Annotated in this window: 12 protein-coding genes; 8 read left to right on the top strand and 4 right to left on the bottom strand. The window is 72.4% G+C overall.

Annotated features, from left to right (window positions below; translation table 11 throughout):
- Positions 1 to 1479 carry a CCA tRNA nucleotidyltransferase gene (locus ACEZDG_RS14360; protein ID WP_380508551.1) on the bottom strand — a complete coding sequence of 493 codons (1479 nt, stop codon included), beginning with the start codon at positions 1477 to 1479 and terminating at the stop codon, positions 1 to 3.
- 221 nt (positions 1480 to 1700) lie between these two features.
- On the opposite strand from ACEZDG_RS14360, the gene ACEZDG_RS14355 reads away from it, so the two are divergent.
- From ACEZDG_RS14355 to ACEZDG_RS14320, 8 genes are all read left to right on the top strand, one after another.
- Positions 1701 to 4190, top strand: a complete 2490-nt coding sequence (locus ACEZDG_RS14355; protein WP_380508113.1) for a DUF6049 family protein — start codon at positions 1701 to 1703, stop codon at positions 4188 to 4190.
- A 66-nt stretch (positions 4191 to 4256) separates the two neighbouring features.
- The gene (gene murJ / locus ACEZDG_RS14350; RefSeq protein ID WP_380508110.1) at positions 4257 to 6665 is read left to right on the top strand and encodes a murein biosynthesis integral membrane protein MurJ; all 2409 of its coding nucleotides are present in this window, start codon (positions 4257 to 4259) and stop codon (positions 6663 to 6665) included.
- 131 nt (positions 6666 to 6796) lie between these two features.
- Positions 6797 to 8674, top strand: coding sequence for a protein kinase family protein (locus ACEZDG_RS14345; protein ID WP_380508107.1), 1878 nt, complete (start codon positions 6797 to 6799; stop codon positions 8672 to 8674).
- 30 nt (positions 8675 to 8704) lie between these two features.
- A complete protein-coding gene (gene sigM, locus ACEZDG_RS14340; RefSeq protein WP_380508104.1) occupies positions 8705 to 9475 on the top strand; it encodes an RNA polymerase sigma factor SigM in 771 nt (256 codons plus the stop codon).
- Positions 9472 to 10446 (top strand): hypothetical protein, encoded by a 975-nt coding sequence (locus ACEZDG_RS14335; protein ID WP_380508101.1) that lies wholly within the window; start codon positions 9472 to 9474, stop codon positions 10444 to 10446. Before sigM ends, ACEZDG_RS14335 begins: the two co-directional genes overlap by 4 nt.
- A gap of 128 nt (positions 10447 to 10574) precedes the next feature.
- Complete coding sequence (gene trxB, locus ACEZDG_RS14330; RefSeq protein ID WP_380508098.1) at positions 10575 to 11537, top strand: thioredoxin-disulfide reductase; 963 nt, start codon at positions 10575 to 10577, stop codon at positions 11535 to 11537.
- Between the two features lie 48 nt (positions 11538 to 11585).
- On the top strand, positions 11586 to 11924 hold the full coding sequence (trxA, locus tag ACEZDG_RS14325) for a thioredoxin (RefSeq protein ID WP_380508095.1): 339 nt from the start codon (positions 11586 to 11588) through the stop codon (positions 11922 to 11924).
- Positions 11925 to 12066: 142 nt separating this feature from the next.
- Positions 12067 to 13242, top strand: a complete 1176-nt coding sequence (locus ACEZDG_RS14320; protein ID WP_380508092.1) for an N-acetylmuramoyl-L-alanine amidase — start codon at positions 12067 to 12069, stop codon at positions 13240 to 13242.
- A 67-nt stretch (positions 13243 to 13309) separates the two neighbouring features.
- Here the strand turns inward: ACEZDG_RS14320 and ACEZDG_RS14315 are convergent, their stop codons facing one another.
- The 3 genes from ACEZDG_RS14315 to ACEZDG_RS14305 form a co-directional block, all read right to left on the bottom strand.
- Complete coding sequence (locus ACEZDG_RS14315) at positions 13310 to 13927, bottom strand: GNAT family N-acetyltransferase (protein WP_380508089.1); 618 nt, start codon at positions 13925 to 13927, stop codon at positions 13310 to 13312.
- 113 nt (positions 13928 to 14040) lie between these two features.
- Positions 14041 to 15102, bottom strand: coding sequence for a ParB/RepB/Spo0J family partition protein (locus ACEZDG_RS14310; RefSeq protein ID WP_380508084.1), 1062 nt, complete (start codon positions 15100 to 15102; stop codon positions 14041 to 14043).
- Complete coding sequence (locus ACEZDG_RS14305) at positions 15099 to 16118, bottom strand: ParA family protein (protein WP_380508081.1); 1020 nt, start codon at positions 16116 to 16118, stop codon at positions 15099 to 15101. The genes ACEZDG_RS14310 and ACEZDG_RS14305 overlap by 4 nt, the downstream gene beginning before the upstream one ends.
- Between the last annotated feature and the right edge of the window lie 16 nt (positions 16119 to 16134).

The following is a 16134-nucleotide window of genomic DNA, read 5'->3' as shown; positions in this document are numbered from 1 at the left end:
CTACCCCTGCCGCCCGGCCCACCAGGCGCGCAGCGCCGCCTCGGCCGCCTCCGGGCCCATCGGGCCGTTCTCCAGCCGGAGTTCCAGCAGGAACTTGTACGCCTCGCCGACCTCCCGGCCCGGCTTGATGCCCAGCAGCGCCATGATCTCGTCGCCGTTGAGGTCGGGCCGGATCGCGTCCAGCTCCTCCCGCTCCTGCAGCACCGCGATCCGCTGCTCCAGGGCGTCGTAGGTGCGGGAGAGCGCCGCCGCCTTCTTCCGGTTCCGGGTGGTGCAGTCGGAGCGGGTCAGCTTGTGCAGCCGCTCCAGCAGCGGTCCGGCGTCGCGGACGTAGCGGCGCACCGCCGAGTCGGTCCACTCGCCCTCGCCGTAGCCGTGGAACCGCAGGTGCAGCTCCACCAGCCGGGACACGTCCGCGATCAGCTCGTTGGAGTACTTGAGCTCCCGCATCCGCTTCTTGGCCATCTTCGCGCCGACCAGCTCGTGGTGGTGGAAGGAGACCCCGCCGCCCTCCTCGAAGCGCCGGGTCCGCGGCTTGCCGATGTCGTGCAGCAGCGCGGCCAGCCGCAGGGTCAGGTCGGGACCCTCCGTCTCCAGGTCGATGGCCTGCTCCAGCACGGTCAGCGAGTGGTCGTAGACGTCCTTGTGGCGGTGGTGCTCGTCGCGCTCCAGCCGCAGCGCCGGGAGCTCCGGCAGCACCCGGGCGGCCAGCCCGGTGTCGACCAGCAGCAGCAGGCCCTGTCGCGGGTGCGCGGACAGCAGCAGCTTGTTCAGCTCGGCCTGGACCCGCTCGGCCGAGACGATGTCGATCCGCTCCGCCATCTCCGTCATCGCGGTGACGACCTCGGGGGCGACCTCGAAGTCCAGCTGGGCCGCGAACCGGGCCGCCCGCAGCATCCGCAGCGGGTCGTCCGAGAAGGACTGCTCCGGGGTGCCCGGGGTCCGCAGCAGCTTCGCGGCCAGGTCGGCCAGGCCGTGGTGCGGATCGACGAAGACCAGCTCGGGCAGGGCCACCGCCATCGCGTTCACGGTGAAGTCGCGGCGGAGCAGGTCCTCCTCGATGGTGTCGCCGTAGGAGACCTCCGGCTTGCGGGAGTCGCGGTCGTACGCCTCGGAGCGGTAGGTGGTGATCTCGATCTGGAAGTCGAACAGCTCGCCGTGCACCGGGTCGGCGGTCGGCCTGGCCTTCTTCCGGGCGCCGACGGTGCCGAAGGCGATGCCGACGTCCCAGATCGCGTCCGCCCACGGCTTCAGCAGGGCCAGGATCTGCTCGGGGCGGGCGTCGGTGGTGAAGTCCAGGTCGTTGCCGAGCCGGCCGAGCAGCGCGTCCCGCACCGAGCCGCCGACCAGCGCCAGCCGGAATCCGGCCTGCTGGAAGCGGCGGCCGAGCTCGTCCGCGACCGGGTACGCGCCCAGGACCCCGCCCACGGCGGCCCGCTGCGCGGCGTTGAGGGAATCGCTGGACTCGGTGGAATGCATGGCGTTCGGCACGAGAGACAAGCCTACGTGGCGTTACCCACGGGCCGCGCCTCGTTATACGCGGAGGGAGCCCCCGTCCCGGACGGGGGCCCGTGCGCCCATCCGGGCGCGCCCGGCTGCGACCGCTCCCAGGCAACGTCGTTACGATGCCGGGAGAACCGGTCGGCAGCCCGGCCGTGGCAGTGCACCGAGAGCGACGAGAACGGCGAGGGCGCGTGGGCGTGGCGGCACGGTACAGAGGTCGCATTACCCGGCTCGGCGACGGCCGCGGCCGAGCCCGGGACCGGACCGGGGACCGGGCCTGGGACAGCCCCTGGCGGCGGGCCCGCCGCGGCGGCACGGTGCTGCTGGCCGCCGGCCTCACCCTGGCGAGCGGGACCGCGCTGGCCCCGGCGGCCGGAGCCGCCCAGTACCGGGTCGACGCCGTGCGGCAGGCCCCGGCCGGTGCCGCCGTCGCCGGTGCGCCGAAGACGGTCAAGGCGGCCGGCAGCCGCTACCCGGCCCGGGTGACGCTCACCACGGTCAGCCCGGTGACGCCCTCGGCCACCGGCAAGGTCACGCTCAGGGGCACCGTCACCAACACCGGCAGCACCCCGATCTCCTCGCTGCACGCGGGGGTCTGGGTGAACCTCGAACACCTGTCCAACCGGTCCCAGATCGCCGCCGTCGCCGCCTCGGCCACCCCCTCCGGCAACGACCCGCAGGAGATCGGCACGCTGGACAAGGACCTGGGCACGCTGGCCCCGGGCGCGACCAGCCCGGCGTTCAGCCTGACCGTCGACCTGGGCACGCTCGGCCTGAGCAGCAACCACGTGTACGAGATCGCGGTGGACGCCCAGGGCGCCGCCGGCGGCTCCTCCGAGGTGCACCCGCTGGGCATCGCCAGGACCTACCTCCCGCTGTACGACAGCACCGAGGACAAGCCCACGAAGATCGCCACGCTGTGGCCGATCGTGGAGCCGCCCCGGGTCCAGCCGCAGACCTACGCCGACTCCTCCGGCAACGACGAGGCGGTGTTCACCGACGACTCGCTGGCCGCCGACCTCGGCGCGGAGGGCCGGCTCGGCCAGCTCCAGGCCATCGGCGCCGACCTGGGCCTCTCCGGCCTCAGCCCGACCTGGGTGATCGACCCCGACCTGATCAGCAGCGTGCTCAAGATGGAGCCCAAGTACCGGGTGGTCTCCGGGGACGACAGCCAGGGCGTCTCGGCGGCCTGCGACTGCACCAAGCCCGGCACCGGGTCCGCCGCCGCGTCGAGCTGGCGCACCGGGCTGCAGGCGGCGCTGAGCGGCCTGGACGGCCGGCAGGTGATCTCGCTCCCGGCGGCCGACCCCGACCTGGCCTCGATCGCCCACAACGGCTCCGGCTCGTCCACCCTCAAGCAGGCCATCGGCATCGCCAACACCGACCTGGGCCAGGTCGGCCTCAACCCGCTGCAGGTCGGCGCGAGCCACACCGTCGCCTGGCCCTACCAGGGCTACCTGGACAGCTCGGTGGTCTCGCTGGCCCGCGCGGTCGGCGACACCGAGATCGTGGCCACCGGCAGCAGCCTGCCCTCCCCCGACCTCAACTTCACTCCCAACGCCGCCCGTTCGCTGGGCAAGGGGACCACCGCCGTGGTCGCCGACCCGACCCTGGCCTCGATCTTCGCCGGGGACCTGTCCACGCCGAGCGCCCAGGTCATGGCCGAACAGCGGTTCCTGGCCGAGACCCTGGCGATCACGCTGGAGCAGCCCAGCAAGCAGCGCAGCATCCTGGTCCAGCCGCCGCGGGAGATGTCCGCCAGCACCGCCCAGGTGCTGGCCGCCTCGCTCAAGGCCGCGGTGCACGGCAAGTGGGCCTCGCCGGAGACCTTCGGCGCGGCGGCCAAGGCGGCGCCGACCCCCGGCGCCGGCCGTACCGTGCCGCCGGTGTCGGCGTACCCGGCGGCGCTGAGGAAGACCGAGCTCGACGCCGCCGACCTGTTCGCCGTCTCCGACACCCAGGCCCAGCTGGACAAGCTGGAGAACGTCCTGGTCAACCCGGCCAGCGTCCGCAGCGCCTTCAGCTCGGCGATACTGCGCTCGGTGTCCACCCAGTGGCGCGGCCGGGACGCCCTCGGCGACAGCTACCGCGGCAACGCGGCGGGCTATCTGGCGAACCTCTACGGCAAGGTCACCATCCTGCCGAAGCCGGGCGGCAGCATCACCCTGTCCGGCAGCGGCTCCGCGACCATCCCGGTCACCGTGCAGAACGACCTGGCCCAGGGCGTGATCAACCTGGTGGTCGAGCTCAGCTCCAGCAACGCGGCCCGGCTCAGCCTGGGCAACCAGCAGTTCACCTCGGCCGCCAACAAGCCGGTGGCGGCCGGCGGCGGCACCAAGATCACCATCAAGTTCCCGGTGAAGGCGTTCGCCAACAACAAGGTGCAGATGACGGCGCAGCTCTACACCACCGCCGACCACCAGCCCTACGGCGACCCGGTGTACTTCTACGTCGACATCACCAGCCTGCCCAACGGCGTGATCGCGGTGATGGCCGGCGGCGGCCTGCTGGTCCTGCTGGCCGGCCTGCGGCTGTACTGGAAGCGCAAGCACAACACCGCCGCCGGCGGTCCGGGTCCGGACCCGGAGCAGGACCCCGACCGGGGTGACCAGCCACGACCCGAAGGGGCCCAGGAGAGTGAGGACGAGGGGCGACTCGCACGTCACCCTCAGAAAAACGCGCCCTGATTCACTGGGTGACGGTCCGCGGATGAGAGGGTGGACCCTTAGCACCACAGATTCGGAAGAGGTGGCATGAGCGCGCCGCGCGACGGCAGGACCCAGCAGGGACGCGGTGGACGCGGTCCCCACCGCGGTGCGCCTCCCGCCGACCCCCGCCAGGTCCCCCCGCCCGCCGCCGAGGTCGTCAGCGACCCCTACCTGGACGAGACCTACGCGCGCGACCCCTACGCCCAGGACCCGTACGCCCAGGACCCGTACGGCCAGGAGCCCTACCCGCAGGACCCCTACCCGCAGCCGCAGTACCAGGACGGGCAGTACCCGCAGGCGCAGTACCCGCAGCAGCCGTACCCGCAGGACGCCTACCAGCAGGCCCCGCCCCAGCAGGCCCAGCCGCCGCAGTACTCGCCGCAGCCCGGATACCCGCAGGCCCAGCAGGTGCAGCAGGCTCCGCCGGTGCCGCCGGCCCCGCAGGACGGCTACCCGCCGCAGGGGCAGTACTACCCGCCGCAGCAGTACGGCCAGGGGCAGTACGCCCAGGGCCAGGCCGCGTACGTCCCGCAGCCGGCCCACCCCGGCGTTCCCGACGGTTCGACCGTTCCCGGCTTCGGACCGCCGCAGGGCTACGCCGAGGTCGGGGTCGACGAGCTGCTCACCCACGCCACCGAGGACGAGCAGACGGCCAGGGCCCGGCAGCAGGACCCCTTCGGCTACCTCTTCCGCGACTCCGACCAGCAGCCCTACACCCCCGGGCTGTACGGGGAGCCGGGCGGCGACCTGGTCGGCGAGGCCACCGGCACCATGCCGCTGATCCGGATCGACACCTCGGCCGGGCCGCGGACCGGGACGCCCGGCGAGCCCGCCGCCAAGTCCGGCGGCGGCAGGACCGGCGGGATCCTGGGCTCCAGCGCCATCATGGCGGCCGGCACCCTGGTCTCCCGCGGCACCGGCTTCGTCCGCACCATGGTCATCGCCTTCGCCATCGGCCTGCACGGCATGGGCACCTCCTACAACGTCGCCAACACCCTGCCGACCCTGCTCTACATCCTGGTCGGCGGCGGCGCGCTCAACGCGGTCTTCGTGCCCCAGCTCGTCCGCAGCATGAAGAACGACGAGGACGGCGGCCAGGCCTACGCCAACCGCCTGCTCACCCTGGTGATCGTCGGGCTCGGCGGGGTCGTCTTCGTCACCGTGCTGGCCGCCCCGATCCTGGTCCGGCTGGTCTCCAACTCGGTCATGAACGACCCGCACTCGGCCGAGGTCACCGTCTCGCTGGCCCGGTACTGCCTGCCCACCATCTTCTTCATGGGCGTCCACGTGGTGATGGGCCAGGTCCTGAACGCCCGCGGCCGGTTCGGCGCGATGATGTGGACCCCGGTCCTCAACAACGTCGTCGTCATCTTCACCTTCGGCATGTACGCCTGGGTCTACGGGCCGTTCAGCAGCACCGGCGTCACCACGGACACCGTCTCCCCCGACGGCGTCCGGCTGCTCGGCATCGGCACCCTGCTCGGCCTGGTGGTCCAGGCCCTGTCGATGATCCCCTACCTGCGGGCGGCGCAGTTCAGGTTCCGGCCCCGCTTCGACTGGCGCGGCCACGGCCTCGGCCACGCGGCCAAGCTCGCCAAGTGGACCTTCCTGTTCGTGCTCGCCAACCAGGCCGGCTTCCTGGTCGTCACCCAGCTGGCCACCGCCGCGGCCGGGTCCGACGGGGCCGGCCTGGCCGCCTTCTCCAACGCCATGCTGATCTGGCAGCTCCCCCAGGCCGTGATCACGGTGTCGGTGATGAGCGCGGTGCTGCCCCGGATCTCCAGGGCCGCCGCGGACGGCGACGCCACCGCGGTCCGGGACGACCTCTCCTACGGGCTGCGGACCTCGGCGGTGGCGATCGTCCCGGCGGCGTTCATGTTCCTGTCGCTGGGCCCCTTCATCGGCTCGGCCCTCTACGGCCACTCGGGCTCCTCGGTCGGCTACATGCTCTCCGCGTTCGCCCTCGGCCTGATCCCCTACTCGGCCCAGTACGTGCTGCTCCGCGGCTTCTACGCGTACGAGGACACCCGTACCCCCTTCTACAACACGCTGTGGGTGGCCGGCAGCAACGCGGTCCTGTCCGGCGTCTGCTATCTGGTGCTGCCCCGCCACTGGGCCGTGACCGGGATGGCCTTCGCCTACGGGCTCTCCTACCTGGTGGGGCTGATGGTGGCGCTGCCCAGGCTGCGCCGCCGGGTCGGCAACCTGGACGGGGCCCGGATCAAGCGCACCTACGGAAGGCTGATCGGCGCCGCCGTGGTCCCCGCGGCCGTCGGCTTCGTCATCGGCTACCTGATCGTCCACAGCACCGGCGGCGGGGTGCTGTCCGACATCGCCGCGGTGGCCGTCGGCGGGTCGGTGCAGATCGGCCTGTTCGTCCTCGTCGCCCAGCGGCTCCGCATCGAGGAGCTCACACCGCTGATCGGTATGGTGCGCGGGAAGCTCGGCCGCTGAGACCGGATCCCGCCTCCCCTGTGCAACCAACTGGGGGGATCGTGGGTCGTAGTCGGACAGCGGGAGTTGTCACAATTGACCGTACGCCCTCAGAACGACCTGGGGGAACACCAAGGGGAGGCAGGACGAAGGTGGCGGATCGCAGCAAGGCTCCGGTCGAGACGATCACGGAGAGCAGCGAACCGGCAGCGCCGGAAGAAGAAGCGGAGGAACTCGTCGCCGAGGCGCCCGCCGCCGCGGCCGGACCGGAGACCGACGAGACCCCCGCCTCCGCACCCGAGCCCGTCTCCGAACCCGAGCTCGCGTCCGAACCGGAACCCGTGTCCGACGCCGCCCCGTCGGACGAGCCGTCAGCGGACGAGCTGTCAGCGGACGGGACGTCAGCCGACGCCGACTCAGCAACCGGGCCGGTCACGGAGACCACGCCGCTGCTCCCCGCACCGGTACGGCACAGCGGGGACCGCATCGCCGACCGCTACCGGCTGGAGGAGTGCCTCACCCAGGCCGGGGTGTTCACCAGCTGGCGCGCCGTCGACGAGAAGCTGCGCCGCGCCGTGGGGATCCACCTGCTGGCCGCGGGCCACGCCCGGTCCCAGGCCGCCGTGGCCGCCGCCCGGCAGGCCGCCCTGCTCGGCGACCCGCGCTTCGTCCAGGTCCTGGACGCGGTCGAGGAGGGCGAGCTGGTCTACATCATCCGCGAGTGGCTCCCCGACGCCACCGACCTGGGCGCCCTGCTCGCCGAGGGCCCGCTGGAGCCCTACGAGGCCTACCAGATGGCCCGCCAGGTCACCGACGCCATCGCCGCCGCGCACCGCAAGGGCCTGTCCCACCTCAGGCTCACCCCGGCCTGCGTGCTGCGCAGCGACGGCGGCCAGTACCGGATCACCGGGATCGCCCTGGACGCCGCCCTGCACGGCCTGGAGACCGAGGACGGCACCGAGGCCGCCCGCACCGACGCGCGGGCGCTGGGGACCCTGCTGTTCGCCGCGCTGACCCACCGCTGGCCCGGCCCCGAGGACCGGTACGGGCTGCAGGGGATGCCCAGGGCCGTCGGCGTGGTGCCGCCCGAGCAGGTCAGGGCCGGCGTCCACCGCGGGCTCTCCGACCTGTGCGCCCGCACCCTGTGCGAGCCCCCGGTCCGGCACCTGGAGCCGATCGCCTCGCCGGCCGGGCTCGCCCGGGCCATCGACCTGATCCCCAAGATCCGGCAGCCCGACCCCGAGCCGCTGGTGCTGCCCGAGTACCCCACCCGCAGCTACCCCGGCAGCCCGGCGCGGGGCGGCCCGCCGACCGCGCCGCCGCGCCGGCCCGGGCCCCCGGTCCAGCCGCCGCCCCCGGCGCTGCCCGGACGCACCGGCAAGGCACTGCGCTGGGGCATCTCCCTGGTGGTGCTGGCCGCGGTCGGCCTGGGCAGCTGGGGCACCGCCCAGGTGCTGATGGACAAGCGCGGCACGGGCAGCGGCAACAATCCGGTCACCGCCGGCGTCGGCGGCAACCCCAAGCCCTCGGTCTCGGCCAAGCCGTCCCTGCACCCGCTGAAGATCAGCGGCGCGGTGGAGTTCTCCCCCCGGGACAAGCCGATAGCGGGCCCCCAGGCCCCCCTCAGCGTCGACGGCGACCCCGGCACCGCCTGGATGACCTCGCAGTACCTGAACTACGCGAAGTTCGGCAACTACCCCAGCCGCGCCGACGGCAGCGGCATCGTGGTCGACCTGGGCAGCGTGCAGAACGTCTCCGGCGTGAAACTGGTGCTGCCGGTCGCCGGGGAGACCCTGGAGGTGCTCGCCGCGCCCGCGGACGCGACCAGCGCCCCGCTCAGCAGCAGCTCCGACTTCAGCCAGCGGGTCTCCAACATCGGCGAGGTCATGGGCACCACCTTCACCAGCGATACCCTGGCCACCCCGGTACGCACCCGGTTCGTCCTGATCCACGTCACCAGCCTCCCCGCGGACCCCACCAGGTCCGGCGCCTACCGCGGCGGCATCTCGGAGATCCAGGTCCTGGGCTGACCAGCCGCCTTCCATGGGGGAACAACAACAGTGGCGAGTCCGTCACGGGACGACCGTCCCGCGCAGTCCGAGGACAGCGTCGACGCCGACGCGGCCCTGCTGGCACGCCATGTCGCCGGGGACCACGACGCCTTCGGCCAGCTGGTCGCCCGGCACCGGGACCGGCTCTGGGCGGTGGCGCTGCGCACCCTGGGCGACCGCGAGGAGGCGGCGGACGCACTGCAGGACGCCCTGGTCTCCGCGTTCCGCGCGGCCCACACCTTCCAGGGCCGCTCCGCCGTCACCACCTGGCTGCACCGCATCGTGGTGAACGCCTGCCTGGACCGCGCCCGGCGCAGCGCCAGCCGCCCCACCCGCCCGCTGGACCAGGAGCCCGCCCAGGAGGCCCTGCTCGGCCTGGACGAGGGCGCGGACGTCTCCGCGGAGCGGGGGGAGCTGCGCCGCGAGCTGGGCGCCGCCCTGGCCTCGCTGCCGTCCGAGCAGCGGGCGGCCCTGGTCCTGGTGGACATGCAGGGCTACCCGGTGGCCGAGGCCGCGGCGATCCTGGGCGTCCCGGTCGGCACCGTGAAGAGCCGCTGCGCCCGGGGCCGGGCCCGGCTGCTGCCACAGATAGCCCACCTCCGGGCCGGCGCTGTTTCACGTGAAACACCACCGCGCGCCCCGGGGAACGCCTCTGCCGGGACAGCGGCCGGGGATATCCCGCCACCGGGCCGGGGAAGGAACCCGAACGCCGGAACGTCCGTCCCACTGCTGGACGGTCCCCGATCCGACCAGCACCGCGCAGGAGGTGAGCAGCCGTGAGCCCGACCCCCCCGAACCCCGTCCTGGACTCCTCCGGGCACCCTCCGGTGGAGACCATCGCGGAGGACCTGGAGGCGCTGCTCCCCCCCGAGGACGCCGCCCTGCTGCACGCCCACGTCGCCGACTGCCGGGACTGCCGGGACACCCGGGCCGCCCTGGAGGAGATCAGGTCGCTGCTGGGGCAGACCGCGACACCGGTGCTGCCGGCCGAGGTCGGCATCCGGATCGACGCCGCGCTGGCCGCCGAGGCGCTGCTCGCCACCGCCCCCGGCCCGGCCGACCAGGCCGGAGCCGACCGCCCCGCCGCCCCGGCCGCGGACCGCACGGACCGCACGGACCGCACGGACGACCGGGCCGGGGACGCCCCGGGGAAGCCCCGCAGCGCGTCCTCCGCGCCCACGGGTCCGCTGCGGCCACCGCGCGGGCCCGGACGGGCCAGGCGCTGGCGCCGGGCCGCCCTGGGCGTGGCCGCGCTCGCCGTCGTCGGACTGATCAGTACCGCGGTGCTGCAGAGCGGGAACGGCGGCATGAAGGCCGGCAGCGGCAGCGCGAAGTCGGTCGCCGGGGCCGGGGCGGCCAACCCCAGGACCGACGGCGCCGCGCTGGTCGTCTTCAGCGACGCGAGCCTGGACGAGCAGATCCAGCAGCTGCTGCCGGACGGCGCGGGCTCCACCGCCCTGCAGCCGCAGGCCCACCCGCAGACCGACGGGGGAGTCTCCACCCGCGCGCCGGCCTGCGTCCTGGCCGCCGTCGGCCGCACCGGTGAGACTCCTCTCGCCAGTACCCGGGGCAGCTACCGCGGCACCGCGGTGTTCGCCGTCGTCTACACCAGCCCGGTCGACCCGTTGCACAAGGTCGACGCCTACCTGGTGTCCGCCTCCTGTGCCGACCGCGGTGCGCACGCGTCCGACGGCGCCCCCGGCTCCGCCGGTGCGACCGTGCTGGTGCGGCGGACCGTGCCACGCGGCTGAGTGCACCCGGCACACCGAACGGCCGGGAATGCGGGAGACTGGGGAACCGTTGAGCGAGATGGAGCAAGGCAGGTGCCCTTCCGTCCCGCCCGGCCCCCAGGCTTGCGAAGCGATTCAGGAGATGTGCAGTGAGCGACGTCCGCAACGTGATCATCATCGGCTCAGGGCCGGCCGGCTACACGGCCGCGCTCTACACAGCGCGTGCCGCACTCAAGCCCCTGGTCTTCGAGGGGGCGGTGTCCGCGGGCGGCGCGCTGATGAACACCACCGAGGTCGAGAACTTCCCCGGGTTCCAGGACGGCATCATGGGGCCCGACCTGATGGACAACATGCGCGGCCAGGCCGAGCGCTTCGGCGCCGAGCTGATCCCGGACGACATCGTCGCGGTCGACCTCACCGGTGACATCAAGACCGTCACCGACTCCGAGGGCACCGTGCACCGGGCCAGGGCCGTCATCGTCAGCACCGGGTCCCAGCACCGCAAGCTGGGCCTGCCGCGGGAGGACGAGCTCTCCGGGCGCGGCGTCTCCTGGTGCGCCACCTGTGACGGCTTCTTCTTCCGGGACCAGGACATCGTCGTGGTCGGCGGCGGCGACACCGCCATGGAGGAGGCGACCTTCCTGTCGCGCTTCGCCAAGTCGGTCACCGTGGTGCACCGCCGGGACAGCCTGCGGGCCAGCAAGACCATGCAGGACCGCGCCGTGGCCGACCCGAAGATCGGCTTCGCCTGGAACAGCGAGGTCGCCGAGATCCACGGCGAGGCCAAGCTGAGCGGGCTCACCCTGCGCGACACCGTCACCGGCGAGACCCGCGAACTCCCGGTCACCGGCCTGTTCATCGCCGTCGGCCACGACCCCAGGACCGAGCTGTTCAAGGGCCAGCTGGAGCTGGACGGAGAGGGCTACCTCCGGGTCGAGGCCCCCTCCACCCGGACGAACCTGCCCGGTGTCTTCGGCGCCGGCGACGTCGTCGACCACACCTACCGGCAGGCCATCACCGCGGCCGGCACCGGCTGTGCCGCGGCCCTGGACGCCGAGCGCTACCTGGCGCTGCTGGCCCACACCGAGAGCCTGGCCGCCAGCACGGTCTGAGCCCCAACTGCCCCCTGCTCCACCCCTTCCCACACCCGAGGAGACACCGTGGCCGGCGCCACCATCACCGTGACCGACGACACCTTCGAGTCCGAGGTGCTCAAGAGCGACAAGCCCGTGCTCGTCGACTTCTGGGCCACCTGGTGCGGCCCGTGCCGCCAGGTCGCCCCGGCGCTCGAGGAGATCGCCGCCGAGTTCGGCGACAAGATCACCATCGCCAAGCTGGACATCGACAACAACCCCAACGTCCCCGCGACGTACGGTGTCCTGTCCATCCCCACCATGAACGTCTATGTGAACGGCGAGGTCGTGAAGACCATCGTCGGCGCCAAGCCGAAGAGCGCCCTGGTGCGCGACCTCTCCGAGTTCCTGCTCGGCGACGAGTAGGCAGCGCGGAGCAGTGCCGACCGACGCCGGGGCAGCCACCACCAGGTGGCTGCCCCGGCGTCGTCCTGGTGCCGGGCGATGTTTCACGTGAAACGGCGCGTACGATCATGGCAGTCCATGAGGAGGAGGGGACCCTCGCATCATGACCAAGCAGCATCCCGCCCACACCTACCACTGGAAGCTCGGCCAGACCGGACCCGCGGTGGCCGAGATCCGCTTCAAGCTCGGCCTGCTCGGCCTGCTGCCCAGCACCGGGGACCGGACCGGCCGGCACCAGCAACTGGCCTCCGCCTCCTCCAAGTTCGACATAGAGGTCGATGCCGCGGTCAGGCACTTCCAGCAGCAGCGGGGGCTCACCGCCGACGGCATCGTCGGCCCCGAGACCTACCGCCACCTCAACGAGGCCCGCTGGAGACTCGGGGACCGGGTACTCAGCCATGTGGTGAGCAACCTCCAGGTCGGCGACGACGTGGCCCAACTCCAGCAGCGGCTGCTGGACATGGGCTTCACCCCCGGCCTGGTCGACGGGATCTTCGGCCCCGAGACCGCCCAGGCGCTCAGTGAGTTCCAGCGCAATATGGGACTGCAGGCCGACGGCACGCTGGGGCCCGCCACCTTCACCGTGCTGGCCCGGCTCGCCCGTACCGTGGTCGGCGGAGCGCCCCATGTGATGCGTGAGACCGAGATGCTGCTGCACTCCGGGTCGGCGCTGCCCGGCAAGGTCATCATCATCGACCCCGGCCACGGCGGCGGGGACACCGGCGTCAGCGCCCACAGCCACACCGAGGCGGACATCGTCTGGGACATCGCCACCCGGCTGGAGGGCAGGCTCACCGCGCTGGGCGTCCGCACCTACCTCACCCGAGGGGCCGACAACGGCGGCGACGAGATCCAGCGGGCCCAGTTCGCCAACGCCACCGAGGCCAATCTGATGCTCTCGCTGCACCTGGACGGGCACCCCAACCCGCATGCCTCCGGGGCCTCCAGCTACTACTACGGCGACGAGAGCGGCCACCGCTGGTCGCACACCGGCAAGCAGTTCGCCGGGCTGCTGCAGCGCGAACTCGTGGCCCGCTGCGGCTTCGGCGACAACCGCAGCCACGCCCGCACCTGGACCCTGCTGCGGTCCACCCGGATGGCCACGGTCCGGCTGGAGCTGGGCTACCTCACCAACATCCAGGACGCGGTACGGCTCTCCTCGCCGCAGCTGCGGGGCCAGGCCGTGGAGGCGATCGCGGTCGCCGTCCAGCGGCTCTACCTCCCCCCGGAGGACGACTCCCCGACCGGCGTGCTGCACCTGCCGGCGGCGCTGCTCTGAACAGGCCGCGGGCCGGTGCTCCCTGTTTCACGTGAAACAGGGAGCACCGGCTCGTCCGTGAAACCGGCTACAGCGGTCGCAGCGAGGGCTCCTTCTGGACCGCGCCGAGCAGCCGCTCCAGGGCGACCTCCATCTCCCCCTTCCAGGAGATAGCCGAGCGCACCTCCAGTCTCAGCCGCGGATACCGGGGGTGCGGACGCACCGTCTTGAAGCCCACGGCCAGCAGATGGTCGGCCGGCAGCACACAGCCCGGCTGCTCCCAGCGGGCGTCACCGAAGGCCTCGATCGCCTTGAAGCCCCGCCGCACCAGGTCCTTGGCGACGGTCTGCACCAGGGTCCGGCCGATCCCCTGCCCCTGGTAGCCGGGCAGCACCAGCGCCGTCATCAACTGGACCGCGTCGGGGGAGACCGGACTGGTCGGGAAGGACAGCGACCGCGGCACATAGGCGGGCGGCGCGTAGAGCACGAAGCCGACCGGGACGTCGTCGACATAGGCGATCCGCCCGCAGGAGCCCCACTCCAGCAGCACCGCCGAGATCCAGGACTCCTTCTCGATCTCCGGCCGCCCCGCCTTCACCGCGGCCTCCCCGCTGACCGCGTCCAACTCCCAGAACACACAGGAGCCGCAGCGGCCCGGAAGATCGGAGAGCGAGTCCAGAGTGAGCGGTACCAGCCTGCGTCCCATGCCTCTCACTGTACGGCGTGGGGACCGCCGGACCGCCACAGCAAAGGGTCCCTGTTTCACGTGAAACAGGGACCCTTCGTCGTCCCGCCCGCGGCGGGGCCGAGCGGACCGAGCTAGCTCTCGTCGTCCGTCTTCTCCTGCTTGAGCACCTGGCCCTCGCCGGGGGCGAACAGGGCCAGGATCCGGTCCAGGTCGTCCATCGAGGCGTACTCCACCACGATCTTTCCGCGGTCCTTGCCGAGCTCCACCTTCACCCGGGTGTCGAAGCGGTCCGACAGCCGGCTCGCCAGACTGGCCAGCGCCGGGTGCACCCGCTTGCCGGCCCGGGGCGCCTGCGGCTTCTTCGTCGGAGCCTGCTCCAGCTTGGACAGCGCGACGATCTCCTCGACGGTCCGCACCGAGAGGCCCTCGGCGGTAATCCTCCGGGCCAGCGCTTCCTGCTCCTCGGGGCTGTCGAGGCCCAGCAGCGGCCGGGCATGGCCCGAGTGCAACTCCCCGACCGCCAGCCGCCGCTGGACCAGCGGCGGCAGGTTCAGCAGCCGCAGGGTGTTGGAGACATAGGACCGCGAACGCCCGATCCGCTTGGCCAACTCCTCATGGCTGCAAGCGAAGTCGCGCAGCAGCTGGTCGTAGGCGGCAGCCTCCTCCAGCGGGTTGAGCTGGGCCCGGTGCAGGTTCTCGAAGAGGGCGTCGAGCAGCAGCTTCTCGTCCTCGGTGTCCCGGACGATCGCCGGGATCGTCTCAAGACCGGCCTCACGGGAGGCCCGCCAGCGGCGCTCCCCCATGATCAGCTCATAGCGGTCCGGAGAGATCTGCCGGACCACCACCGGCTGGAGCAGGCCCACCTCCTTGATCGAGTGGACCAGCTCGTTGAGGGCCTCCTCCTCGAAGACCTCACGCGGCTGCCGCGGGTTGGGCGTGATCGCGTCCAGCGGGATCTCGGCGAAGTACGCCCCGTCCACCGGACGGAGATCCGGACCCGTCGCTGTTTCACGTGAAACAACGCCCTCGATCGTGCGCTCCAGCGTGCTCACCGCGCCGCCGCCCATCCTGGGCACCTCGCTCGGCGAGATGGAACCACCGATGGCGGGGGAGATGGACCGGCTGTCCGCTCCGCTGGCAGCCGGAATCAGTGCCCCGATTCCCTTCCCCAGGCCCCTACGTCGCTCACTCACCGCTGCCCCTCCATCGTGCTGTGCCCTGCTGTCTCGTGCTGTACCGGCACCTGGTCCGCCACCCGGCGCTGCTGCTGGTGCACCCCGGTGTTCCCGAGGTCGGCCGCCGACCGGCCGTCGGCCGCCCGGGCGTCCTTCTCGGCCCCGCGCAGGGCGATCTCCTTGGCCGCCTCCAGGTAGGAGAGCGCCCCGGTGGAACTCGGGTCGTAGGTGAGGACGGTCTGGCCGTAGCTGGGGGCCTCGGAGACACGCACCGAGCGGGGGATGGCGGTCTTCAGCACCTCCTCCGCGAAGTGGCTCCGCACCTCGTCCGCGACCTGGGAGGCCAGCCTGGTCCTCGCGTCGTACATGGTCAGCAGGATCGTCGACACATGCAGATGCGGGTTCAGGTGCGCCCGCACCAGGTCCACATTGCGCAGCAGCTGGCCGAGGCCCTCCAGCGCGTAGTACTCGCACTGGATCGGGATCAGCACCTCGCGGCCCGCGACCATCGCATTGACGGTGAGCAGGCCCAGCGAGGGCGGGCAGTCGATCAGGATGTAGTCCAATGGCTGCTCATAGGCCTCGATCGCCCGCTGCAGCCGGCTCTCCCGGGCCACCAGCGAGACCAGTTCGATCTCGGCCCCGGCCAGGTCGATGGTGGCCGGGCAGCAGAACAGCCCCTCCACATCCACCACCGGCTGGACCACATCGGCCAGCGGCTTGCCCTCGACCAGGACGTCGTAGATGGAGGGAACCTCGGCGTGGTGGTCGATGCCCAGCGCCGTGGAGGCGTTCCCCTGCGGGTCGAGGTCGATCACCAGCACCCTGGCGCCGTGCATGGCCAGGGACGCCGCCAGGTTCACCGTGGAGGTGGTTTTGCCCACGCCGCCCTTCTGGTTGGCGACCACCATCACCCGGGTGCTGGCGGGGCGGGGCAGAGCTTCTCCGACACGGCCCATCGCCTCGACCGCGGCCTGGGCGGCACGACCGATGGGAGTGTCGTCAATCAGCGGGGTGAGTTCGGAGTCCTGCATGGGCGCCAGTGTTTCA

It is taken from the genome of Streptacidiphilus alkalitolerans (genome assembly GCF_042511045.1).
Lineage (GTDB): Bacteria > Actinomycetota > Actinomycetes > Streptomycetales > Streptomycetaceae > Streptacidiphilus > Streptacidiphilus alkalitolerans.
Note: the sequence above shows the minus strand (reverse complement) of the source record. Positions and strands in the feature narration are given on the sequence as shown.

Excerpts from the sequence above, each read along its gene's own strand:
- ACEZDG_RS14360 (WP_380508551.1), bottom strand. The coding sequence starts at position 1,479 with ATGCATTCCACCGAGTCCAGCGATTCCCTCAACGCCGCGCAGCGGGCC.
- murJ (WP_380508110.1), top strand. The coding sequence starts at position 4,257 with ATGAGCGCGCCGCGCGACGGCAGGACCCAGCAGGGACGCGGTGGACGC.
- ACEZDG_RS14320 (WP_380508092.1), top strand. The coding sequence starts at position 12,067 with ATGACCAAGCAGCATCCCGCCCACACCTACCACTGGAAGCTCGGCCAG.
- ACEZDG_RS14315 (WP_380508089.1), bottom strand. The coding sequence starts at position 13,927 with ATGGGACGCAGGCTGGTACCGCTCACTCTGGACTCGCTCTCCGATCTT.
- ACEZDG_RS14305 (WP_380508081.1), bottom strand. The coding sequence starts at position 16,118 with ATGCAGGACTCCGAACTCACCCCGCTGATTGACGACACTCCCATCGGT.